Raw genomic sequence first — 21,826 nt, 5'->3', positions numbered from 1 at the left:
CGACCGCCCGCTGTTGGACGTGCTGCCCGGCGGGACACCGCTGAGCTGGGTCCGCGACGGCGCCGGGCTCGTCGGCTGGGGCTGCGCGGCCCGCCTGGAGGTGTCCGGGCCGGACCGGTTCGAGCGGGCCGACCACTGGTGGCAGCAGCAGTGCGAGCGGACCGAGGTGGTCGACCCGGTGGGCCTGCCGGGGTGCGGCCCGGTGGCGTTCGCCAGCCTCGCCTTCGCCGACCACCCGGGGCACTCGGTGCTGGTGGTGCCCGAGGTCGTGGTCGGCGAGCGGGACGGGGTGCGCTGGCTCACCACGATCGGCACCGACTCGGTCGAACCCGTCCACGAGCCCGATCCGGTCCACCCACCCGGCACCGTCTCCTACAGCGACGGGCAGCTCTCCGCCACCGGCTACCGGGAAGCGGTGGCCGAAGCCGTCCGCCGGATGCGCGGGCCCGGTGGCCTGCGCAAGGTCGTCCTCGCGCACGACCTCGTGGCCACCACCTCGGAACCGCTCGACACCCGGTTTCTGCTGCAGAACCTGGCGGCCCGCTACCCGTCCTGCTGGACCTTCGCGGTCGACGGGCTGGTCGGCGCCACCCCGGAGCTGCTGCTGGAGCGGACGGGCTACGAAGTCCGCTCCCGCGTGCTGGCCGGCACGACCTGGCCGCGCGAGGGCCACAGCACCGAGGAGCTGGCCGCGGAGCTGCTGGCGTCGGAGAAGAACCGCGAGGAGCACGCCTGCGCGGCCGAGTCCCTGGCCGTGCGGCTGCGCCCGTTCTGCAGCGACCTCATCACGCCCGACGAGCCGGAAGTGCTCCAGCTGCGCAACGTGCTGCACCTGGCCACCCACGTCGAGGGCAAGCTCAGCGACGCCGACGGCCGGGCCGCGACGCTGCTGCGCATGGCCGCCGCGGTGCACCCGACCGCCGCGGTCGGGGGGACGCCGACCCCGGACGCGGTGCAGCTGATCAGCGAGCTGGAGACGATGGACCGCGGCCGCTACGCGGGGCCGGTCGGCTGGCTCGACGGCGGCGGCAACGGCGAGCTCGGCCTGGCGCTGCGCTGCGCCCAGGTGGAGAACACCGCTGCGCCGGGGACCGGGCGCAGCGGCGGCGGGGTCCGGTTGTTCGCGGGCTGCGGGATCGTCCCCGGCTCCGACCCGGACCTGGAGGTCGCCGAGGCCGAGGCCAAGCTGCTCCCCATCCGCGAGGCCCTGGAAGGCTTGCACTGACGGACGGTTCGCCCCGAGGGCGACCGGCCAGGACCACAGCGCAGCAGCAGCAAACCCCCTCGCGGGAGAGCTCGTTCCGCGAGGGGGCCGCTGAACCCCGTCCCGCCGTCAGGACGGGCGGGCATGTCGACCGGTCAGTGCTCGTGCAGGAGCGCGTGGGTCCGGTCGAGCTCGGCCACCGCCTTCGGCGGCGCCTGCACGCGCAGCGCGCTGGCCGAGACGCCCGTGGCCGCACCGACCGGCGGCCGGCCCGGGGTGAACAGCCAGGCGTCGAACAGCTCGTCCAGCTGCTGACCGGACTTCTGCTCCGCGAGGTCGATGAACTCCTCGATCGTGCCGGTGCTGTAGCGCTTCTCGCTCACCCAGGTGCGGACGATGTCGAGCAGCGCCTCGTCGCCCACCACGGTGCGCAGCGCGTGCACCGCCATCGCACCCCGGTCGTAGACCGCGGCGTGGAAGACGTCGTCCTTGCCCGGGTCACCCGGGGTGACCTGCCAGAACGGGTCGTCGGCCGGGTACTGCGCGTAGTAGTGGTCGAACAGCTCCTGCGCGGTCCCGGTCCCGTGCGCCTCCGACCAGAGCCACTCCGCGTACGACGCGAAGCCCTCGTTGAGCCAGATGTTGCGCCAGGTGTCGACCGAGACCGAATCCCCGAACCACTGGTGCGCGTTCTCGTGCACCACCACCGAGGTGTTCGCCCCGTCGCGGAAGAACAGGTGGCTGTAGGTCGGCCGGGTCTGGTTCTCCAGCGCGAAGTCCATGCCCTCCGAGGACACCACGCCGCCCTGCGCCTCGACCGGGTACTCGCCGAGCAGGTCGCTGAGGAACTCCAGCACCTCCGGGGTGCGCTCCACACTCGCCTTCGCCGGGCCCTCCAGCTCACCGAGCCCGTCCGAGTAGGCGCTGAGGTACGGCTGGCCGAAGGCGCCGACGCGCTCGTTGACCTCGTACTGCCCGGCGGCGAAGAAGGCGAGGTAGGTGGCGGTCGGCTTGGTGGTGCGCCACTTCCACGTGGTCCACCCGGCCAGGTCGCTGCGCGCGGTGTTCACGCCGTTGGCCACCACCTCGGTGCCCTCCGGCACGGTGACCGCGATGTCGAAGGTGGCCTTGTCCCGCGGGTGGTCGTTGCCGGGGAACCACCAGGCGGAGATCTCCGGCTGGCCGACCGCGAGCGCGCCGTCGGCGGTGCGGATCCACGGGTTGAGCCCGTCGACCTCCACCGTGGACGGCACCCCCTCGTAGTCGATGACGAAGGTCGCCAGGCTGCCCTCCGGCAGGGTGTCCGGCGGGGTCACCGTCAGCTCGGTGCCCTGCTGCGAGAACTCCGCGGGAACGCCGTTGACCAGCACGGACTTCGGTGTGAGCGCGAAGTCCAGGTTGAACGCGGTGAGGTCCTGCGTCGGCCTCGCGACGATCGTCGTGGTCCCCTGCAGGTGGTCGTCCGCGGGCTGGTAGCGCACCTGGATGTCGTAGTGCGAGACGTCGTAGCCCCCGTTGCCGTACCCCGGGAAGTAGTCGTCGCCGGCACCGGGCGCCCCCGGGCCTTCGCTCCCGGCCAGTGCCGGGGATGCCCACAGCGCCGTCGCACAGCAGGCCGCGGCCACCGCTCGCAGGCCGTGTCGTCGGAACACCTGCCACCTCCTCGATCTCGTGGTCCGATCGGACTCTAGAGAAGGTCGTGACCAGCAGGTGGCTTTTTCACCGGCCTGTTTTTCCCAGAATGCCGCGGAATCCGCGAATCACTCCGACGGGCCACGGCGACGACGGCCCAACCGCGGGGTGAACGGGTGCGACGCCGCACCGACGTCCCGCCGCGACGGCGGTCTCAGCCCAGCACCGCGGAGCGGACCGCGGCGTGCAGTCGTTCGTGCACCGACCTCAGCGCGGACCGGTCCGCCCGGACCTCGATCACGCGCAGGCCGGGCCGCCACCGCAACGCCTCGACGAGCTCGGACTGCTGCTGCACCAGCTGGTGCTCGACGCCGTGCGCCGCGCACAGCTTCCCGAGGTCGGTGCCGTGCGGGGTGCCGAAGATCCGCTCGAACGAGTCGCTGTGCTCCGGGTTGCCCTGCTCCAGCAGCGAGAAGATGCCGCCGCCGTCGTCGTTGAGCACCACGATCGTCAGGTCCGGTCGCGTCTCGTGCGGGCCGAGCAGCAACCCGTTGCTGTCGTGCACGAAGGTCAGGTCGCCCAGCAGCGCGTACGCCGGTCGCCGGTGCGCGAGGGCCGCACCGACGGCGGTCGACACGGTGCCGTCGATCCCGGCCACCCCGCGGTTGCGGTGCACGACCACGTCGGGCCGCTGCCGCGCGGCCAGCGCCACGTCGCGAGTCGGGTTCGACGAGCCCAGGACCAGCAGTGCCTGCTCCGGCAGGGCGTCCACCACCGCGCGCGCCACCACCGGGCCGTTCGGCCAGCGCTCCAGGTCCAGCGCGGCGTGCAGCGCGGCGGAGGCCTTCTGGTCCGCCTGCTGCCACGCGGTCAGCCAGTCCGGGTCGGCCGGTGCGGACGCCTGCCCGAAGGTCTCCGCGACCTCGCGCAGGTTGTGCGCCGGGGCGGGCCAGTCGTCCCCGCCGTGCGTGAGCAGCACCTCCACCTCGGTGTCGGCGAGCAGCCGCTGCACCTGCCGGAACACCGTGGGTCGCCCGACGCAGAGCACCTGCTCCGGCCGGTGCTCCCGGAGGAACTCCGGCAGGCCGAGCAGCCACATGCCGGTGCTGATCACCGCCGAGCCCGGCACGCCCACGCCGCCGACCTCCGACAGCACCGGCCAGCCGTACTGCTCGCCCCACTCCCCGACACCATCGGCACCGGAGTCCGCGGCGAGCACCAGCCCGTGCCGGGCGCGGACGCGCGACAGCGCGCTGGGCACCCGTCCGCGGCCGCAGACCTCCGTCCAGCGCCCGCCGTCCGGGCGCCCGTCCAGCGGCTCGCACCAGTCGTCGCCGCCGGAGGGCACCAGCGGCTCCCGGAACGGGAGGTTCAGGTGCACCGGTCCGCTCCGGGCGTCGCCGGCCGCCGCCTGCCACGCCCGGCACACCTGACTGCGCCAGTAGGCGTTCTGCCCCGGCCGCTCCTCGGCCACCGCCAACTCGTCGAAGAGGCGGACCTCGGAACCGAACATGCGGTGCTGGTCGATGGTCTGGTTGGCGCCCGCGGCCCGCAGCTCCGGCGGCCGGTCCGCGGTGAGCACGATGAGCGGCACCCCGGAGTGGTACGCCTCGCTGACCGCCGGGTGCAGGTTCGTCGCCGCGGTGCCCGACGTGCAGGCCACCGCCACCGGTGACCCGGCGCGCGCCGCCAGCCCCAGGGCGAGGAACCCCGCGCTGCGCTCGTCGATGCGGACGTGCAGCTGCAAGCGCCCAGCGTGATCGGCCTTGTGCAGTGCGTAGGACAGAGGCGCGTTGCGGGATCCCGGGGAGAGCACCACCTGCCGCACCCCGTTGCGGACGAGCTCGTCGACGATGACCTCAGCCTGAGCCGTGGACGGATTCAACCCATCACCTCTGAACCTCGTTGGCGGACCCAGGCCGGGGTGGTCATGGTCCCTCCTGCCGTCGTCCGCGCAGGCGCCGGAATGCTGCCGGGGAGGCCCCCGCGCCGGGCGCGTGCGACGCCTATTGTCCCAGGCGTGCAGAATCCCCGTGTCTCTGAGCTGTTCGATCCGGCTTCGTGGGAGCCCGTCGCGGGCTTCGACTTCACCGACATCACCTACCACCGCTGCGTCGAGGACGGCCCTGCGAAGGGCACCGTGCGCATCGCGTTCAACCGCCCCGAGGTGCGCAACGCCTTCCGCCCGCACACCGTCGACGAGCTGTACCGCGCCCTGGACCACGCGCGGATGACCAGCGACGTCGGCTGCGTGCTCATCACCGGGAACGGCCCGTCGCCCAAGGACGGCGGCTGGGCGTTCTGCTCCGGCGGCGACCAGCGGATCCGTGGCCGCTCCGGCTACCAGTACGCCGACGGCGAGACCGCCGACACGGTCGACCCGGCCCGCGCCGGGCGACTGCACATCCTCGAGGTGCAGCGGCTGATCCGGTTCATGCCCAAGATCGTCATCGCCGTGGTGCCGGGCTGGGCCGCCGGGGGTGGGCACAGCCTGCACGTGGTGTGCGATCTCACGCTCGCCAGCGCCGAGCACGCCAAGTTCAAGCAGACCGACGCCGACGTCGGCAGCTTCGACGGCGGCTTCGGCTCCGCCTACCTGGCCCGCCAGGTGGGCCAGAAGTTCGCCCGCGAGATCTTCTTCCTGGGCCGCACCTACACCGCCGAGCAGGCGCACCAGATGGGCATGGTCAACGCGGTCGTCCCGCACGAGGAGCTGGAGACCACCGCGCTGCAGTGGTCCCGCGAGATCAACGGCAAGTCGCCGACCGCGCAGCGGATGCTCAAGTTCGCGTTCAACGCCATCGACGACGGGTTGGTCGGCCAGCAGGTCTTCGCCGGTGAGACCACCCGCCTCGCCTACATGACCGACGAGGCCGTCGAGGGCCGCGACGCCTTCCTGGAGAAGCGCACCCCGGACTGGTCCGCCTTCCCCTGGTACTACTGAGCCGCACGTCGGCCCCCGAGCTCCGCCCGCGCGACGACCCGGCGGCGCGGAGCCGGGGGCTCCCCGGGACGCACTCGCACGCGCACGGGCGCGGAACTGGAAGTCACCGACCGGGTCAACGGGGCACACCAGCACGATCACGACCACCATCACGGACTCCTCTCGCACGCTCACACCCACAAGATCGGCCCCCGACATCGAACACTTGATCGCTCGAACTGGTGATCGATGCCAAGGGTCACGGGGGTGCGGCGCGATGGCTGGCCGAGAATGGAGCCATGTCGCGAGCCCGCCACCTGCAACCGCTCCCCGTGCCGCCGGGTGCGGGCGCGCTGGACGTCCTGCCCGCGCTGCAGCGGGCGCTCGACGGCGACGGCCCGGCCCGGATTCCGGTCCGCGGCGACGACGGGGCGGAAGCGCGCCGCCTGGCCGCCGCGCTGGCCGGGCCGCTGACCCCCGCGGAGGACGCCGCCGAGGACCCGACGGCGCTGGTCATCGCCACCTCCGGCTCCACCGGCACCCCGAAGGGCGTGCTGCTGAGCGCCTCCGCGCTGCGTGCCTCGGCCGGGGCCACGCACCGGCGCCTCGGCGGGCCCGGCCACTGGTTGCTGGCCATGCCCGCGCACCACATCGCCGGCATCCAGGTGCTGGTCCGCGCGCTGCTCGCGGGCACGCGCCCGGACGCCGTGGACACCACCGAGGGCTTCCGCCCGGACCGCTTCGCCACCGCGGCGCGGCGGGTGCTCGCCGCGGACGGACCGCACTACACCGCCCTGGTGCCCACCCAGCTGTCCCGGCTGGTCAGCGCGGGCGGTGACGGCCTGGCCGCGCTCCGGGAGTTCGACGCGGTGCTGCTCGGCGGCGCCGCGACCCCGCCCGCCCTCCTGGACCGGGCCCGCGCCGAGGGCGTGCGCGTGACCACGACCTACGGGATGAGCGAGACCTCCGGCGGGTGCGTCTACGACGGGGTGCCGCTGGACACCGCGGAGGTCCGGGTCGAGGGCGAGACCGGGCCGGTCCTGCTGAGCGGGCCGATGCTGGCCCGGGGCTACCGCCACCAGCCGGAGGCCGCCGCGTTCACCGGCGGCTGGTTCCGGACCGGCGACCTCGGCCGCTGGCGGGACGGCCGGCTGGAGGTGCTCGGCCGCGCCGACGACATGATCATCACCGGCGGGGTCAACGTCGCCCCGCTGGCGGTGGAGCGGGTGCTCACCGCGCAGCCCGGCGTCCGCGAGGCCTGCGTGCTCGGCGTCCCCGACCCGGAGTGGGGGCAGGCCGTGGTCGCCGCGGTCGTGCCGGACGACACGGCCGCACCGCCGGCCGAACCGGACCTGCGCGCCGCCGTGCGCGCGGAGCTCAACCCCGCCGCCGCGCCGAAGCGCGTCACCTTCCTGCCGGAGCTGCCGCTGCGCGGTCCGGGCAAGCCCGACCGGCGGGCGCTGGCCGCGTTGTTCCAGGGCTGAACCCGGAGGCTGCCACGACCAGGTGATCCCGGTGCGCGAAGATGGCTCCCATGGCGACTGTTGCGCAGTGGATCGAGGGAGCTCGGATCCGCACCTTCCCGAACGCGATCGCGCCGGTGCTCGCCGGGACCGGCGCCGCTGCGGGGATCGACGGGTTCGACCCGCTGATCGCGGTCCTCGCCCTCCTGGTGTCGATGTTCCTGATCATCGGGGTGAACTTCGCCAACGACTACTCCGACGGCATCCGGGGCACCGACGACGACCGGGTCGGCCCGTTCCGCTTGGTCGGCTCCGGCGCGGCCCGGCCGGCCGCGGTCCGCAACGCGGCCTGGACCTGCTTCGGGCTCGCCGCGCTCGCCGGCCTGGGCGTGGTCGTGCTCAGCGGCCAGTGGTGGATGCTCCTCGTCGGCGCCCTCTGCATCGCCGGCGCCTGGTACTACACCGGCGGCAAGCGCCCCTACGGCTACGCGGGCTTCGGCGAGCTGGCCGTGTTCGTCTTCTTCGGACTGGTCGCGGTGCTGGGCACGATGTACGTGCAGGCCGGGACGATCAGCGGCTTCGGCATCGGCGCGGCGGTGGGCGTCGGCGCGCTGTCCAGCGCGGTGCTGGTGGCCAACAACCTGCGCGACATCCCGTCCGACCGGGTCACCGGCAAGCGCACCCTGGCGGTGCTGCTCGGCGACCGCGACACCCGCACCCTCTACGTCGCGCTGACGCTGGTGCCGTTCCTCATCACCGTGCTGATCGGCCTGCGGAACTCGTGGGTGCTGCTCGGTCTTCTCGCGCTGCTCCCGCTCGTCGTCCCGCTGCGCACCGTGGTCAGCGGCGCGCAGGGGCGCGCGCTGATCCCGGCGCTGCGCGACACCGGGATCGCGATGCTGGTCTGGGCGGCGCTCACCGGCGCCGCCCTGGCCTTCGGCTGACCCGCCGCAGCACGACAACGGCCCGCCCACCTCGGTGGACGGGCCGTTCGTCGTCGGGTCAGGCGCGGGCCTTGCGGGTGCCGACGCCGAAGACGCTCACCGCGCAGAACGGGGCGGCCGCGACGACCGCGGCACCGATCTGCACGACGCGGTTCTTGGTGACCAGCTCGTAGGTGGACACCTCAGAGCCCACCCGGATCTTCACCGCCCGCGAGCAGGTCACGTCCGCCGAGCCGGAGAACCACGAGGTCACCGGCCGCACGTACCGCTGGCCCTCCGCGCGGAAGGTGTTGACGTCACGGGGCTCGCCGTCGTCCGGCACGACGTGGCAGGTCGCGGACTTGCCGTTCTCCGTGCTGGTGATGAGCATCGGTTCGCCGTTCCACCGGTAGGTGGGGGCGTCGGGGCCGTCCGCCGGGCTGGCCTTCGCCAACGACGTGCCGCTGAACATCGCGATGCCCAGGAACACCGCGAAGATCGCGACGACCAGGACGCCCCAGCCGATGGTGATGCCGATCAGGGTCTTGCGGTTCATGGTGGGACCACCCCGTCCTCACCGCAGGAACGAGTCCGGCGGTTCGTCGTCGTAGCTGTCCTCGGGAGCGCGGTTCGGGTCGTTGTTGATGACCGTGGCCGTGTCGTAGCCGGCGTCGAGCATCTCCTTGGCCTGCTGCATGTTCTCCACGCTCGTGGCGAACGCGGCCTGCACCGACTCGTCGCGCAGCGCCTCGCCGCTGGCGATGTCCTGCCAGCTGAACTCGCCGGCGTCGATGCGGGCCTGCAGCGCCGCGACCTCGGGCGGGGCCTGGCCGGAGCGGATGCGCTGCTCGATGTCCTCGATCTGGTCGTCGGTCAGCTTGACCTCGGGCAGCTCCGCCTCGTACTGGGTCACGCGGTCCAGCACTTCCTCGGCCTGGCGCATGCGCTCCTCGAGCATCGCCTGCGCGTCGCGGACCTCCGGGGTCATCCAGTCGTCACTCACGTCGCGTCATCCTCCCCGACCGTCACAGGCTGCCGGACGCCAGTGTCTGGTAGCCGTTGCGGGACCCCGTGCCCTCGCCCTCGCCACCGGTGCCGCCGGACGAGTCCGTGGCGGGGTCGGAACCGCCGCCACCGGAACCGTCGCCGTCGCCACCGTTGCCGCCACCGTCGCTGCCGTCGCCGTTGCCGCCCGTCGCCGCGTCCCTGACGCCGGTCGTCGCGTCCCGCACGCCCGTCGCGGAGTTCCGCACCCCGGTCGCCGCGTCGCGCACCGCGGTGAAGTCGTCCTTGGCCTGCAGCCCGATGTTGACCGCGTCACCGAGGCTGTTGGCGTCCTTGATCTTGGCCAGGTTGGTGCCCGCGTTCTTGATGGACTCGACGAGGTTCACCACCGACTCGTACATCTGCTGCAGCGCCTCGAAGAGGTCGAGGATCGCCATCACGATCTCGACGCACTTCTCCACGTTGCGGACCACGTTGGCCCAGCCCGCGACCGGGATCCACCCGGTGGCCGCGGTCTCGATGAGCCGGTCGACCAGCTTCTTGATCAGCTCCAGGGCCTTGTCGGTCATCCGCCGCGACATGTCCGCGGCCTTCTGGAAGCCCTGGCCGATCAGCTTGGCCAGCATCGCGTCGCCTTCGAGGGCGACCGTCCAGGTCGACACCAGCAGCGTCTCGAACGCGATCGCGCCGGAGCCGTCCCAGCTCTCCCGCAGGTCGCTGATCCCCTGGTTGAGATTCTTGCGGATGGCGCGCAGCGCGTCGCCGACCTGCTCCCAGGCCTTGGCGTTGACCTCGATCTTCGAGAAGTCACCGGCGATCGGCGAGATCAACGTCTCGACCAGGTTCTGACCGGTGACCTTCTCGTAGACCCAGTTGACCGCCTGCACCTGCCACCCGGCGTCCTGGATCGCCTGCTTCTGCGCCTCCGCGTCGCTCTGGCTCGGATCCGCCGTGAGGACGCCCATCGGGTCCTCGGCGTCCGCGAACGAAGCCATCCCCGCCCCCTCAGATCTTGATGTCGTCGATCTCGGCCTCGATCTTGCGGAAGATCCCGACGATCTTCTGCTCGATCTCCTCGTACTCCGCGGAGGCGTCGGCCAGGTCGTCCTTGACCTTCAGCAGCGCGCTGTTCGCCCACTCCAAGGTCTCGCCGTACAGCGCGGTCACCATCTCGACCACGGGGATGAGCACCATCATCAGGCCGGTGAACCCGCTGGTGTCGGACGCGGTGTTCTCCGCCCACTCGTCGATCTTCTTGAAGTAGCCGGCGTTCCGCTCGAGGAGGCCTTCGAAGGCCTTCATCTCCTCCGGGATCGCCTTGAGGTTTTCCGCCAACCCGAACCCCCGACTAGCACCTGTCCGTTCAGGACGATTGGACGCCACGCAGGGGTCAGCGTTCCGGGAACGGGAGAATCGTTCTCCGTTCGTGACCCGAGGTGTCCGGTTCGGGCACTCGCGCCCGGTCCGTCCCCTCCGCTCAGCGCACCAGAGCGGGGACGACGTGCGCCGCGACACGTTCCGCGGTGCGGCAATCGTCCACATCGGTCTCAGCGGCGGCCACCGAGACCTGCAGGGTGGCGTCGGTCACTGCCACGTAGACGGTGCAGTCGCTCGCGCGGAGCGTCCGGGTGGCCGGCGCGCCGCCGAGGTCGACCTCCTCGCGGCCCAGCTCGGCGAACCCGGCCCGCTGCGCGGCGACCAGCACGGAGCGGCCGCCGGAGACCGCGTCGTAGCGGCACCCGCGCGTCGGCGGGTCGGGGTCGATCTCGCGCGGCTGCCCGGCCTCGGCGGGGAAGGCCAGCGCCTCGAGGTCCGCGGGCGTGAGGAGCCCGCAGAGCTGCTCCGCGGACAGCTCGGCGAGGCGGACGCGCTGCTCCGGCGGGACCTCGCGGGTCATCGAGGGCGCCTCCGACTCCGTGGCCGACTCCTCCGCCGAGGTGGCCGACGTCGAGGGCACCTCAGCGGGCTGCGGCTGCTCGGACGAGCACCCGGCGACGACCACCAGCGCCGCCGCGGCCAGCCACGCCGCACGTCTCACCGGACTCACCTCTCCGTCGCCAGGAACTCGCCGGTCTCGTGGAAGTGCTCGAGCACCGCGCGCGGCCCGGCCAGGTCCAGGCCGCGGGCGGCCACCCACTCGTCGTCGTAGTAGGTGTTGGCGTACCGCTCGCCGCCGTCGCAGAGCAGCGTCACGATGCTGCCGCGCCGACCGGCCGCGACCATCTCCGACACCAGGGCGAACACGCCCCACAGGTTGGTCCCGGTGGAGCCGCCGACCCGCCGCCCCAGCAGCGGCTCGACGTAGCGGATGGTGGCGATCGACGCCGCGTCCGGGACCTTGATCATCCGGTCGATCGCCTGCCCGATGAAGGACGGCTCGACGCGCGGGCGGCCGATGCCCTCGATGAGCGACCCGCGGTCGCTGGTGCGCGCCGGGTCGCCGTCCCGCCAGGCCTCGAAGAACACCGAGCACTCCGGGTCCACCACGGCCAGCTGGGTGCGGTGGCACCGGTACCGCAGGTAGCGGCCGATGGTGGCGCTCGTGCCGCCGGTGCCCGCGCCGACCACGATCCAGGTCGGCTCGGGGTGCGGTTCCAGCGCCAGCTGCTCGAAGATCGACTCGGCGATGTTGTTGTTCCCGCGCCAGTCGGTGGCCCGCTCGGCGTGGGTGAACTGGTCCATGAAGTGGCCGCCCAGCTCGGCGGCCAGCCGCCGCGACTCGGTGTAGATCGCCCCGGGCTCGTCCACGAAGTGGCACCGGCCGCCGTGCCACTCGATGAGCGCCACCTTCTCGCGGCTGGTGGAGCGCGGCATGACCGCGATGAACGGCAGGCCGAGCAGCCGGGCGAAGTAGGCCTCGGACACCGCGGTCGAGCCGGAGGAGGCCTCGATCACCGGCGTGCCCTCGGTCACCCAGCCGTTGCAGATCGCGTAGAGGAACAGCGAGCGGGCCAGCCGGTGCTTGAGCGAACCCGTCGGGTGCGTCGACTCGTCCTTGAGGTAGAGGTCGATGCCCCACTCCGCGGGCAGCGGGTAGCGCAGCAGGTGGGTGTCCGCGCTGCGGTTGGCGTCAGCCTCGATGATGCGGACGGCTTCGCTGGCCCAGGACCGGGTCCGCTCGCAGGAGCGGTCGACGCTGCTGAGCATCCCCCGGCTCACTCGGCGCTCGTGCCGGCCTCGCCGCGCAGCTGGGCCCGCAGCTCCTCGCGGCGGGCCTTGCGCACCGCGGACCGCTCCGCCATGCCGGTCGCCACCCGGCGCCGCAGGGTGCCGAAGACCACCAGCGACAGCGGCATGACCACCACGACGGAAACGGCGAGCGCCACCAGCGCCGGCACCTGGAACAGCATCAGCACCAGCGCGACCAGGGCCACCAGGGAGAACCTGGCGAGCGTGTACAGCGCGATGTCCCGCGCGAGGGTCGATCGCCCGTCCGGGGCAGCGGTGTCCGGCTGGTCCTGTTCCTGCACGTCACCCAGGGTAGAGCACGCGACCGGGGCACCCACCGGGCGGCTGCGGCCCGAAGCGCCGCTTTCGTCCCTTACCTTCCCTTTACCTAGACCCAAATGTTCGAGTACCTGGGCACCGAGGTGCCAGGATGCGACCGGATTGCCCGAATGAATCTCGCGAACGTGGAGGTCTCCCTGTGACCGCGACGACCCAGCAGCCGCGCCAGAACGGTCAGGAACAGCTCCTCACCCCCGGTGAGGTCGCGGCTCTCTTCCGGGTCGACCCCAAGACCGTGACGCGGTGGGCCACTGCCGGCCGGATCGGTTCCATCCGGACCCCCGGCGGTCACCGCCGCTTCCGCGAGTCTGAGGTCCGCGCCCTGCTCGCCGAACTGACCAACGACGTCAACCGCGCGGTCTGAACGCTCGTCCACGAGCAGCCGGGCGACCGGTGCTGCGGTTCGCGCACGGGACGCCACGCTCGCCAGTGCCCCTCGCAGGCGAGCACCCGGGACCCAGCACCGGACGACGCCCGGCGACGACCGCCGGTCCAGGTGGCGCCTCGCCCGCAGTGAGGCACCACCTGGGCCCGGAGAGGCCACCTGCGACGCGGACAACCGAGGCTGCGAGCGGCTAGTCTCGGAAGTGGCAGAGTTGGAGGTGGCTCGATGATCTACGTCCTGGCAGCGATCGGCGCGCTCACGATCGCGGTCCTGGTGTGGAAGGCGTTCGGCCCCGCCGTGACGGACCGGCCGCACACCAGGAAGGCGCCGATCCCGCCCGACGACGACCCCGAGTTCCTGCGCCGCTTGGACGAGCAGCGGCGCCAGTCCCGGCCGACGGAAGAGGACTGACCGCCCGGCACCTGCCCAGCAGGTGCCGGCAACCCTCGATCCAGCCCTGCCGACGCCGCGACCAGCGGCGTCAGACCCGACGGTTGCGGCCCGGAGCGTGCGGGAAGTCGTCCGCGACCGTCGCAGCCAGCTCCAGCAGCGCCAGCCGCGTCGCGGAGCTCAACTGGTCCAGCTCCACCTCCGCACCTTCCTCCAGGTGCGGGTCGAACGGGATCTTCGCCACCGCTCGGCAGCGGGCGCTGAAGTGGGCCGCCAGCTTGTCGATGTCGACCTTGCCGGACGCCGGCCGCACCGAGTTGATCACCGCCACGGACCGGGCCACCAGGTCGCCGTAGCCGTGCGCGTCCAACCAGTCCAATGTGGCCGATGCGCTGCGCGCGCCGTCGATCGAGCTGGACGAGACGACCACGAGCGAGTCGGCCAGGTCCAGCACGCCCTTCATCGCGGAGTGCATCAGGCCGGTGCCGCAGTCGGTGAGCACCACGTTGTAGAAGTGCTCCAGCAGCGTGACGGTGCGCCGGTAGTCGTCCTCGCTGAACGCCTCCGACACCGCCGGGTCCTGCTCGCTGGCCAGCACCTCCAGCCGGGACGGCCCCTGCGAGGTGTAGGCGCGCACGTCGCTGTACTTGCGGATGCGGTGCGCGTCGCGCAGCAGGTGCCGCACCGTCGCGGTGGTCTCCAGCGGGATCTTCTGCGCCAGGGTGCCGCGGTCCGGGTTGGCGTCCACCGCGATCACCCGGTCGCCCCGCAGCGAGGAGAACGTGGACCCGAGGGTGGCGGTCGTGGTGGTCTTGCCCACGCCGCCCTTCAGGCTCAGCATCGCGATCTTGTAGCAGCCCTGCAGCGGCTGGTTGATCCGCGCGATCAGCTCGCGGCGGCGCCGGTCGGCCGGGCTCTCGCCGAGGTTCACCGTCTTGCCGGTGGCCAGGTAGACGGCCTTGCGCCACCCGGTCTGCGGGGCCCGCTTGGACTGCCGGAGCAGCTGGGCGGACGAGAGGTCCTGGGCCAGCGCCGGGTCCCCGGGGCCCGCGCCCGGGTGCGGCGGGTACGGCGGCTGCTGCTGGCCGGGCTGCGGGGCGCCCTGCGGGTACTGGGTCGGGTACGGACCCGACGGCCCGCCGGACGCCTGGGGGTACGGGCCGGACGGCCCGCCGGAGACCTGCGGGTAGGGACCGGACGGCCCACCGGAGACCGAGTACGGGCCGGACTGCGCCCCGGGCACCTGGTGCGGCCCGGACACCTGCGGGTGCGGACCGGACTGGTTCGGGTCGCCGTACGCGGGCGCCCCGCTCGGGTAGTACGGCTGCGGCACGTCGCCGACCGGGTTCCCGGACGGGTCGACCTGCGACGGGTCGACGTACGACGGAGTGGGGTGCGCGGGCCGCGTCTCCGGCTCGACGTACTGGCCGCCGGGCGCCGCACTGCCGGACTCGACGTCCGTGCCGTCGGCCTGCGCCGCGGGGGCGTTCCGACGCGCTTCGGGCTCTTCGTGCTGTCCGGTCACCGTTGCCGTCCTCCCTGCGATCGAGCCGGGCTCCGCCGGTCCGGATCGAGATCTCCCCGTTCCCGCAAGGCACGGTAGTCGCCGGGACACCTCCGGGTCACCGGGGGTGGGCGGTCATCACCGCGGTGCCGCTCCCCGGCCTGGCGCCGAGTGCGCAGGTGGGGACGCCGCGCTGCGTCCCGGCCGCGCCCCGCGGGGAGCCGATCACCCGCTCAGAGTCCAGCGTACGAGTGAAGCCCGGCGACGACGATGTTCACGAAGAACAGGTTGAAGACCATCACCGCGAGGCCGAGGACGTTGATCCACGCGGCGCGCACCCCGCGCCACCCCGCGGTCGCGCGGGCGTGCAGGTACGCGGCGTAGACGACCCAGGCGACGAACGAGCAGGTCTCCTTCGGGTCCCAGCCCCAGAACCGGCCCCAGGCCGCTTCCGCCCAGATCGCGCCCGCGACGATGGCGAACGTCCACACCGGGAAGATGATCACCGTGGCGCGGTAGGCGACCCGGTCCAGCGCCTGGCTGGTGGGCAGCCGCGACCCGACCTTGGTCATCTTCAGCGGGTTGTTCTCGTACCGGGAGCGCACCAGGTACAGCACGCTGGCCACGCCGGCGAAGGTGAAGACACCGGTGGAGACGATCGCGGCCGCGACGTGGATCACGATCCAGTAGGACTGCAGCGCGGGGATCAGCGGCGCCGCCTGCGCGTAGAGCACGGTGCCGGACAGGAACAGCAGCACCACCACCGGCAGCATCAGGAAGCCGCCGAGCGCGCGCAGCTGGCTCGGGGTGGCGTCGCGACGGGCGGTGCGTGTCTGCCGGAACAGCACGACGAGCCAGGCCACCACGGCGGCCAGGCAGATCGCCGAGCCGAACTCGTACATGTTGCTCCACGGCACCCGGCCCGTGGCCAGGCCGCGCAGCAGCAGCGAGGAGACGTGCACCAGCGTGCCCAGCACCGTCATGGCGACGGCCATGCCGCCGAGCCGCTCGCCCAGCGGCCGCTTCTCCGGGGTCGGCACGTGCCCCACGGCCGGGGTCGAGGTGGAGTCCCCGCCGCCCGCACCGACCAGGGCCGACTCGCGCTTGCGGGCGACCGTCCCGGTGCGTCCACCGGAGAACTCCGCGAAGTACAGCAGCATCGCCAGGATGTAGACCACGACGGACGTGGCGTAGGCCATGTCGCTGTAGGTCGACAGCGTCTGGTTGACCGGCATCAGTTCTTCCTTTCGCGCGCGGGGCCACTGGCCGCGCGGGATTCCGGCGAGCGGTCTGCGCCCGTGCCGAGGACGTCGGCGGCGAGCCTGGTGAACTCCTCGCCGTACCCGGCCTGGTCGGTGCGGGCGAGTCCGCCGACTTCGACAACCGTACGTGCGGGACCGGCCCCGTCCTGGTCCGGGTGCGGCACCGCGCGGACCCACACCCGGCGCCGCTTGACCATCAGGGAGGTGCTGATGCCGAAGATGACCAGCACCGCGAACACCAGCACCCAGGACTGGAACGGGTCGTGCGACACCTGGAAGTTCGCCCAGCGCTCGACGCCGTCGAAGCGGACCGTGGTGCCGTCGTCGAGGCGGAGCTCCTCGCCCAGGCGCAGGTTCTCGCGGGCCACCCGCTGGAGCCTGCCCTGCTCCACCATGGACTGGTCCACACCGAAGATCGACTGCCCGCGGCCGGAGTCGAGCCCCAGGTCACCGCGCAGCACGTCCACCGCCACGGCCGGGTCGAGCAGGTCGGGGAAGCGGGAGCTCAGGACCGCACCGTCGAACGAGGCGGTCGGCGCGAACAGGCCGGTCACGGCGAGCTGCTTCTGGCGGCGCTCCGCCTCGTCCTGCACGCCCGGCGGGTCGAACTTGGTGGCGCCCTGCGACAGCATCGTGGCCGGGTCGGCCGGCTGCCACTGGATGACCCCGGTGCGCTGCTGCCCGTCCGGGAAGGTGACGGTGAAGCGCGGCGCGTAGCCGTTGCCGGTCAGGTAGATGCGGTCGCCTGCGGTGCGCAGCGGGTGGTTCATCTGCAGCAGGTACGGCCGCCACGTGTCGTTCGCCAGGTCGTCGCCGGACTGGTACTGGGTGTGCACCCGGTAGTCGGCGACCTGGCCGTTGGGCCGGTAGTCGATGTCGAACCCGTCGACGCGCAGGCAGAACGGGCTCAGCTGGGTGCCGTCGACGTTGAGCCCGGCGCGGAACGAGTCGTAGTTGTAGGTCCCGGAGTTGCAGAACTCGGAGCCGTCGGCGACCACGATGACCTGGCCCTCGTAGCCGTACAGCTTGCCGCCCGCGACACCGACCAGCAGGCCGACCAGCGCGAAGTGGAAGACGAGGTTGCCGATCTCGCGCAGGAACCCGCGCTCGGCGCTGATCGACTTCGCGCCGTCCCCCTCCTCCCGCTCGACCGTCCGCCAGCCGCGCAGCCGGGTGCGGGCGGCGGCCATCACCTCGTCGACCGAGGAGTCCAGGGTGGCCCGCTCGTGGTGCGGCAGCCGGGAGAGGTTGCGCGGCGTGCGCACCGGCTTGCTGCGCCACTGCTTGTAGTACTCGTAGCAGCGCGGCAGCAGGCAGCCGATCAGCGAGATGAACAGCAGCACGTAGATGGAGGCGAACCACACCGAGCTGAACACCTCGAACGCACCGACCTTGTCCAGGATCGGCGCGAGCGTCGGGTACTCGGCGAAGTACTCCTCCACCTCGGCGGCGTTGAGCGAGCGCTGCGGGATGAGCGCGCCCGGCAGCGCGGCCAGGGCGAGCAGGAACAGCAGCACCAGCGCGGTGCGCATGGACGTCAGCCCGCGCCACGTGTTGCGCAGGAACGCCAGCGTCGTGGTCAGGTGGCCGCGCATCAGAGGATCGTCTCGAATCCGGCGATCGGGCCACGGAGCACGGCGATCAACTCTCCCCACAAACCGGTGACGAGCAGCAGGCCGACGACGACCAGCAGCACCCCACCTGCGATCTGGACGGCACGTCCGTTCCGCCGCAGCCACCCCGCGCTGCGCAGCGCCCACCGGGCGCCGAGGGCCAGCAGCACGAACGGCACGCCCAGGCCCAGGCAGTAGGCGGCGATCAGCAGGATCCCGCGGAACGCGGTGCTGCCCGAGCCGTCGGTGGCGATGGCGATGGAGGTCACCCCGGTCAGCGTGGGCCCGAGGCACGGGGTCCAGCCGAGGCCGAACACCGCGCCCAGCAGCGGGGCTCCCCAGATGCCGGCGCGCGGCACCCGGTGGATGCGCAGGTCCCGCTGGAACGCGGGCACCAGGCCGAGGAACACCAGCCCCATCGCGACGGTGACCACCCCACCGATCCGCTGCAGCAGCGGCTCGTTGGCCAGCAGCACGTCGGACAGGCCGAGCAGCAGCAGCGTCCCGGCGGCGAAGACGGCGGTGAACCCGGCGACGAACAGCAGCGCCGCACCGGCGACCCGCCAGCGCCCGCGCCGCGCGCCGTCCGCTTCGGCCTCCTCCACCGGCGGGGTCTCGGCGCCGACGACGCCCGCCAGGTAGGCGAGGTAGCCCGGCACCAGCGGCACCACGCAGGGCGAGGCGAAGCTGATCGCCCCGGCCAACACCGCGACGGCCGCCGCGAAGACCAGCGGTCCGGACGCGGCGAGGTCAGTGGGGTTCACACTTCGAGGGTAGGAAAGCCAGCACCGCACCGGTGCACCGGGCTCGGTGAAGCGGCCCACATCGTCCCTGGTGACCGGCCTGGAGCGAGCCGGCAGCGAGCCGCCAGGGACGTTGGTCCCGCGCTTCCAGGACCCCCGTCCCGCCGGGATCGCGTCCTCGCGCGCCCGGGGACCCCGGCTCAGGCCGGTTCGGCCGCGACCTTCTGCACCTCGGGCAGCAGCTCGCTCTCCAGCAGCTCGGTGAGGAAGATCGCCGCCACACGGTGCTGGCGGTCCAGCACGATCGTCGCCGGGACGGTGCTGCGCGGGAACTGGCGCAGCGCGAGCAGCGAACGGCCGGACGGGTCGAAGATCGACGGGTAGGTCAGCCCGCGGTCGCGGTGGAAGTCCGCCGCCGCGGTGCGGTCGTCCCGCACGTTGATCCCGAGCACCTGCACGCCCTGCGGACCGGCCTTGTCCTGCACGGCCTGCAGGTCGTCGGCCTCGGACCGGCACGGCCCGCACCACGAGCCCCAGATGTTGAGCACCACGACCTGGCCCGGGAAGTCGTCCAGGCTGATCTTCTTGCCCTCCTCCAGCAGGCTCTCGCCCGCCAGCCCGGACACCCGGCCGCGCTCCTCCGGCTCGTAGAACAGGCGGGTCTGCCCACCGGGCGAGACGAAGGTGAACTCGCCCCCGTTCGCCACCGCGTCGTCGCCCTGGGTCGCGCACCCGGCGACCAGCGCCACCGCCGCGAGGGCCACGCCCACGCGCGCCACCAGCTTCCTCATGCCCCTGTCACCTTCGGATCGGTCGTCCCGGCCGGCTCCACGTAGGCGATGCGCACCAGCTCCTCGCCGCGGAACACCAGGCTGGTCAGCGAGGCCAGCGAGCACTGGCGCCGGCGCGGGTCGTGCCACATCGGCTTGCCCTCCAGGAACCGGCGCAGCGTCCAGATCGGCAGCTGGTGCGACACGCACACCGCCTCGTGCCCGGCGGCGGCCGCGCGGGCGCGGTGGGCGGCGCCGAGCATCCGGTGCGCGATCTTCAGGTAGGGCTCGCCCCAGGACGGCCGCAGCGGGTTCCACAGCTTCGGCCAGTGCTTCGGCGAGCGCAGCGCGCCGTCGCCGACCGAGACCTTGAGCCCTTCGAAGCGGTTCTCCGACTCGATGAGCCGCTCGTCGGTGGCCACGTCGACCTGGAACGCCGCGGCGATCGGCTCGGCGGTCTGCTGCGCCCGCTGCAACGGCGAGGCGACGACGTGGACGACGTCCCGCCCGGCCAGGAACTCGGCGACGACCTTCGCTTGCTGCTCACCGCGGTCGGACAGGCGGTAGCCCGGCAACCGGCCGTAGAGGATCCCCTCCGGGTTGTGCACCTCGCCGTGGCGCACGAAGTGCACCACGGTCCGCTCTTGGCTCACAGCTCCACTCCTCCGCGTTCCGCTGCCGCCTCCGGCCGCACCACCAGCCGGTCCAACGAGGCACCCGCGGTGCGGGTGCTCATGCGGTGGCCTCCGCGGCGGCGCGGGCGGCGTGCGGCAGCGCCTCGGCGATCGTCTCGAACGCCGCGTCGTCCATCGCCGCGTTCACGAACCAGCACTCGAACGCGCTCGGCGGCGGGTAGACCCCGCGCTCGAGCAGCGCGTGGAAGAACGGCGGGAACCGCCAGGTCTGCTGCGCCTGGGCATGCTCGTAGTCGTGCACCGGCGTCTCGCTGAAGAAGACGCTGAGCATGTTCCCGGCGTAGGCCACCTGGTGCGGCACGCCCTCCGCGGTCAGCGCCGCACCGAGCAGGTCCCCGAGCCGCTTGCTGTTGCGGTCCAGCGCGGCGTAGACCTCGTCGTCGGCGGCCCGCAGGTTGGCCAGCCCGGCGGCGACCGCGACCGGGTTCCCGGCCAGCGTGCCCGCCTGGTACACCGGCCCGGACGGGGCGAGGCGCTCCATCACGTCGGCCCGGCCGCCGAAGGCCGCGGCGGGCAGCCCGCCGGACATCACCTTGCCGAAGGTGTAGAGGTCGCCGGCCACGCCGTCGATGCCGAACCAGCCCGCGCGGGAGACGCGGAACCCCGTCATCACCTCGTCCATGACGAGCAGCGCCCCGGCCTCGCGGGTGATCTCGCGGAGGCCCTCGTTGAAGCCGGGCCGCGGCGCGACGGCGCCCATGTTGCCCGCCGCCGCTTCGGTGATCACGCAGGCGATCTCCTCGCCCTGCTCGGCGAAGACGCTGCGCACCGCCTCGAGGTCGTTGTAGGGCAGCACGATGGTGTCGGCCGCCTGCGCCCCGGTGACGCCCGGCGAGGTGGGCAGGCCCAGCGTCGCGATGCCGGAGCCGGCGCTGGCCAGCAGCGCGTCGACGTGCCCGTGGTAGCAGCCGGCGAACTTGACGATCTTCGAGCGGCCGGTGAAGGCGCGGGCCAGCCGGACCGCGCTCATCGTCGCCTCGGTGCCGGAGTTGACCAGCCGGACCTGCTCGACCGGCTCGACCCGGTCGATGATCTCCTGCGCGAGGTCGATCTCACCTGGCCCGGGCGTGCCGAAGGACAGGCCGTGCGCCGCGGTCTCCCGCACGGCGCGGACCACGTCGGGGTGCGCGTGCCCGTTGATCATCGGCCCCCACGAGGACACCAGGTCCACGTAGCGGTTGTCGTCGGCGTCCCACAGGTAGGCGCCTTCGCCGCGCACCATGAACCGGGGCGTGCCGCCGACCGAGTGGAAGGCGCGGACCGGCGAGTTGACGCCGCCCGGCGTCACGGTCTGCGCGCGGTCGAACAGCGACCGCGACCGCGGAGCCGGATCGTGGTGGGGGTTCGGTGCGGAGTTCGCAGAAGCTGTCACACCCCCAGTCTGACAGGCGCGGCTCCGTGACCGGCCGCACCCCGACTAGCGACGCCGGGTGCGCAGGGCCAGCACCACCTGCCGGACCGCGTCGAGCAGCAGCAACCCGGCGACGGTCACCGCCGCCACCGCGGAGGCCAGCCAGCTGCCGATCGACCGGGTGACCACGTCGATGGCGCCCTCCGGACCGGGCAGGTAGATCGTCACGGTGCCGTTCCGCCACGCCCACCAGCCGACCACCACCAGCGCCACGGCCACGACCAGCTCGATCCCGGCCACGGCGGCCCGCCAGGGCTGGTGCGCACCGCCCCGCGGCTCGCGGTGTTCGAAGGTTTCCGCGCTGAACTTCGGCCCGTCGGCAGGCCAGGGTTCCGGAGTGGTCACGCGCAGAAGCGTCTCATGACGCGCCGCGCACCGTCAGCCGCGCGGGCCGAC

General features: G+C 72.7%; 23 protein-coding genes. 6 read left to right on the top strand and 17 right to left on the bottom strand.

Features of this window, described 5'->3' with window-relative positions; translation table 11 throughout:
• Positions 1 to 19: 19 nt before the first annotated feature.
• On the top strand, positions 20 to 1,225 hold the full coding sequence (locus HNR68_RS05285; protein WP_343050448.1) for an isochorismate synthase: 1,206 nt from the start codon (positions 20 to 22) through the stop codon (positions 1,223 to 1,225).
• A 134-nt stretch (positions 1,226 to 1,359) separates the two neighbouring features.
• On the opposite strand, the gene HNR68_RS05280 is transcribed toward HNR68_RS05285, so the two are convergent.
• A complete protein-coding gene (locus HNR68_RS05280; RefSeq protein WP_179718199.1) occupies positions 1,360 to 2,856 on the bottom strand; it encodes a M1 family aminopeptidase in 1,497 nt (498 codons plus the stop codon).
• Between the two features lie 194 nt (positions 2,857 to 3,050).
• Positions 3,051 to 4,721 carry a 2-succinyl-5-enolpyruvyl-6-hydroxy-3-cyclohexene-1-carboxylic-acid synthase gene (menD, locus tag HNR68_RS05275; RefSeq protein ID WP_179718197.1) on the bottom strand — a complete coding sequence of 557 codons (1,671 nt, stop codon included), beginning with the start codon at positions 4,719 to 4,721 and terminating at the stop codon, positions 3,051 to 3,053.
• Positions 4,722 to 4,856: 135 nt separating this feature from the next.
• On the opposite strand from menD, the gene HNR68_RS05270 reads away from it, so the two are divergent.
• The 3 genes from HNR68_RS05270 to HNR68_RS05260 all read left to right on the top strand — a co-directional run bounded on the left by HNR68_RS05270 (position 4,857) and on the right by HNR68_RS05260 (position 8,166).
• A complete protein-coding gene (locus HNR68_RS05270; RefSeq protein ID WP_179718195.1) occupies positions 4,857 to 5,780 on the top strand; it encodes a 1,4-dihydroxy-2-naphthoyl-CoA synthase in 924 nt (307 codons plus the stop codon).
• A 278-nt stretch (positions 5,781 to 6,058) separates the two neighbouring features.
• Positions 6,059 to 7,243, top strand: a complete 1,185-nt coding sequence (menE, locus tag HNR68_RS05265) for an o-succinylbenzoate--CoA ligase (RefSeq protein WP_179718193.1) — start codon at positions 6,059 to 6,061, stop codon at positions 7,241 to 7,243.
• Positions 7,244 to 7,293: 50 nt separating this feature from the next.
• A complete protein-coding gene (locus HNR68_RS05260; protein ID WP_179718191.1) occupies positions 7,294 to 8,166 on the top strand; it encodes a 1,4-dihydroxy-2-naphthoate polyprenyltransferase in 873 nt (290 codons plus the stop codon).
• Between the two features lie 58 nt (positions 8,167 to 8,224).
• On the opposite strand, the gene HNR68_RS05255 is transcribed toward HNR68_RS05260, so the two are convergent.
• The 7 genes from HNR68_RS05255 to HNR68_RS05225 form a co-directional block, all read right to left on the bottom strand.
• Complete coding sequence (locus tag HNR68_RS05255) at positions 8,225 to 8,701, bottom strand: hypothetical protein (protein ID WP_179718189.1); 477 nt, start codon at positions 8,699 to 8,701, stop codon at positions 8,225 to 8,227.
• Positions 8,702 to 8,719: 18 nt separating this feature from the next.
• Entirely contained in the window at positions 8,720 to 9,148 is a 429-nt protein-coding gene (locus tag HNR68_RS05250; protein WP_343049950.1) for a hypothetical protein, read from the bottom strand.
• Positions 9,149 to 9,170: 22 nt separating this feature from the next.
• Entirely contained in the window at positions 9,171 to 10,145 is a 975-nt protein-coding gene (locus HNR68_RS05245; RefSeq protein ID WP_179718187.1) for a hypothetical protein, read from the bottom strand.
• Between the two features lie 10 nt (positions 10,146 to 10,155).
• Positions 10,156 to 10,485: a hypothetical protein gene (locus tag HNR68_RS05240; protein WP_179718184.1), complete on the bottom strand. Its 330-nt coding sequence runs from the start codon at positions 10,483 to 10,485 to the stop codon at positions 10,156 to 10,158.
• Positions 10,486 to 10,627: 142 nt separating this feature from the next.
• On the bottom strand, positions 10,628 to 11,188 hold the full coding sequence (locus tag HNR68_RS05235; RefSeq protein ID WP_179718182.1) for a DUF3558 family protein: 561 nt from the start codon (positions 11,186 to 11,188) through the stop codon (positions 10,628 to 10,630).
• A 5-nt stretch (positions 11,189 to 11,193) separates the two neighbouring features.
• Positions 11,194 to 12,297: an L-cysteine desulfhydrase Cds1 gene (gene cds1 / locus HNR68_RS05230; RefSeq protein ID WP_179718180.1), complete on the bottom strand. Its 1,104-nt coding sequence runs from the start codon at positions 12,295 to 12,297 to the stop codon at positions 11,194 to 11,196.
• 8 nt (positions 12,298 to 12,305) lie between these two features.
• A complete protein-coding gene (locus HNR68_RS05225; RefSeq protein WP_343049949.1) occupies positions 12,306 to 12,620 on the bottom strand; it encodes a DUF4229 domain-containing protein in 315 nt (104 codons plus the stop codon).
• Positions 12,621 to 12,796: 176 nt separating this feature from the next.
• Between HNR68_RS05225 and HNR68_RS05220 the strand changes: the two genes are divergently transcribed.
• On the top strand, positions 12,797 to 13,021 hold the full coding sequence (locus tag HNR68_RS05220) for a BldC family transcriptional regulator (protein WP_150067036.1): 225 nt from the start codon (positions 12,797 to 12,799) through the stop codon (positions 13,019 to 13,021).
• 246 nt (positions 13,022 to 13,267) lie between these two features.
• Positions 13,268 to 13,453 (top strand): hypothetical protein, encoded by a 186-nt coding sequence (locus tag HNR68_RS05215; protein ID WP_179718178.1) that lies wholly within the window; start codon positions 13,268 to 13,270, stop codon positions 13,451 to 13,453.
• A 70-nt stretch (positions 13,454 to 13,523) separates the two neighbouring features.
• Here the strand turns inward: HNR68_RS05215 and HNR68_RS05210 are convergent, their stop codons facing one another.
• The 8 genes from HNR68_RS05210 to HNR68_RS05175 all read right to left on the bottom strand — a co-directional run bounded on the left by HNR68_RS05210 (position 13,524) and on the right by HNR68_RS05175 (position 21,775).
• Positions 13,524 to 14,957 carry a MinD/ParA family ATP-binding protein gene (locus HNR68_RS05210; RefSeq protein WP_179718176.1) on the bottom strand — a complete coding sequence of 478 codons (1,434 nt, stop codon included), beginning with the start codon at positions 14,955 to 14,957 and terminating at the stop codon, positions 13,524 to 13,526.
• Between the two features lie 212 nt (positions 14,958 to 15,169).
• Positions 15,170 to 16,171: a c-type cytochrome biogenesis protein CcsB gene (ccsB, locus tag HNR68_RS05205; RefSeq protein ID WP_179718174.1), complete on the bottom strand. Its 1,002-nt coding sequence runs from the start codon at positions 16,169 to 16,171 to the stop codon at positions 15,170 to 15,172.
• Complete coding sequence (gene resB / locus HNR68_RS05200) at positions 16,171 to 17,793, bottom strand: cytochrome c biogenesis protein ResB (protein ID WP_179718171.1); 1,623 nt, start codon at positions 17,791 to 17,793, stop codon at positions 16,171 to 16,173. Before resB ends, ccsB begins: the two co-directional genes overlap by 1 nt.
• Entirely contained in the window at positions 17,793 to 18,575 is a 783-nt protein-coding gene (locus HNR68_RS05195; protein WP_179718169.1) for a cytochrome c biogenesis protein CcdA, read from the bottom strand. Before HNR68_RS05195 ends, resB begins: the two co-directional genes overlap by 1 nt.
• Before the next feature lie 179 nt (positions 18,576 to 18,754).
• The gene (locus HNR68_RS05190) at positions 18,755 to 19,345 is read right to left on the bottom strand and encodes a TlpA disulfide reductase family protein (RefSeq protein ID WP_179718167.1); all 591 of its coding nucleotides are present in this window, start codon (positions 19,343 to 19,345) and stop codon (positions 18,755 to 18,757) included.
• Positions 19,342 to 19,977: a histidine phosphatase family protein gene (locus HNR68_RS05185; protein WP_179718164.1), complete on the bottom strand. Its 636-nt coding sequence runs from the start codon at positions 19,975 to 19,977 to the stop codon at positions 19,342 to 19,344. The genes HNR68_RS05190 and HNR68_RS05185 overlap by 4 nt, the downstream gene beginning before the upstream one ends.
• A 79-nt stretch (positions 19,978 to 20,056) precedes the next feature.
• The gene (gene hemL, locus HNR68_RS05180; RefSeq protein WP_179718163.1) at positions 20,057 to 21,391 is read right to left on the bottom strand and encodes a glutamate-1-semialdehyde 2,1-aminomutase; all 1,335 of its coding nucleotides are present in this window, start codon (positions 21,389 to 21,391) and stop codon (positions 20,057 to 20,059) included.
• A gap of 45 nt (positions 21,392 to 21,436) precedes the next feature.
• Positions 21,437 to 21,775, bottom strand: coding sequence for a hypothetical protein (locus HNR68_RS05175; RefSeq protein WP_179718161.1), 339 nt, complete (start codon positions 21,773 to 21,775; stop codon positions 21,437 to 21,439).
• Positions 21,776 to 21,826 lie beyond the last annotated feature (51 nt).

Origin of the sequence: Saccharopolyspora hordei (genome assembly GCF_013410345.1) — a bacterium.
Lineage (GTDB): Bacteria > Actinomycetota > Actinomycetes > Mycobacteriales > Pseudonocardiaceae > Saccharopolyspora > Saccharopolyspora hordei.
Note: the sequence above shows the minus strand (reverse complement) of the source record. Positions and strands in the feature narration are given on the sequence as shown.

Coding starts and splice junctions, on each gene's coding strand:
- menE (WP_179718193.1), top strand. CDS start 6,059: ATGTCGCGAGCCCGCCACCTGCAACCGCTCCCCGTGCCGCCGGGTGCG.
- HNR68_RS05260 (WP_179718191.1), top strand. CDS start 7,294: ATGGCGACTGTTGCGCAGTGGATCGAGGGAGCTCGGATCCGCACCTTC.
- HNR68_RS05255 (WP_179718189.1), bottom strand. CDS start 8,701: ATGAACCGCAAGACCCTGATCGGCATCACCATCGGCTGGGGCGTCCTG.
- HNR68_RS05245 (WP_179718187.1), bottom strand. CDS start 10,145: ATGGCTTCGTTCGCGGACGCCGAGGACCCGATGGGCGTCCTCACGGCG.
- cds1 (WP_179718180.1), bottom strand. CDS start 12,297: ATGCTCAGCAGCGTCGACCGCTCCTGCGAGCGGACCCGGTCCTGGGCC.
- HNR68_RS05215 (WP_179718178.1), top strand. CDS start 13,268: ATGATCTACGTCCTGGCAGCGATCGGCGCGCTCACGATCGCGGTCCTG.
- ccsB (WP_179718174.1), bottom strand. CDS start 16,171: ATGCCGGTCAACCAGACGCTGTCGACCTACAGCGACATGGCCTACGCC.
- resB (WP_179718171.1), bottom strand. CDS start 17,793: ATGCGCGGCCACCTGACCACGACGCTGGCGTTCCTGCGCAACACGTGG.
- HNR68_RS05190 (WP_179718167.1), bottom strand. CDS start 19,345: ATGAGGAAGCTGGTGGCGCGCGTGGGCGTGGCCCTCGCGGCGGTGGCG.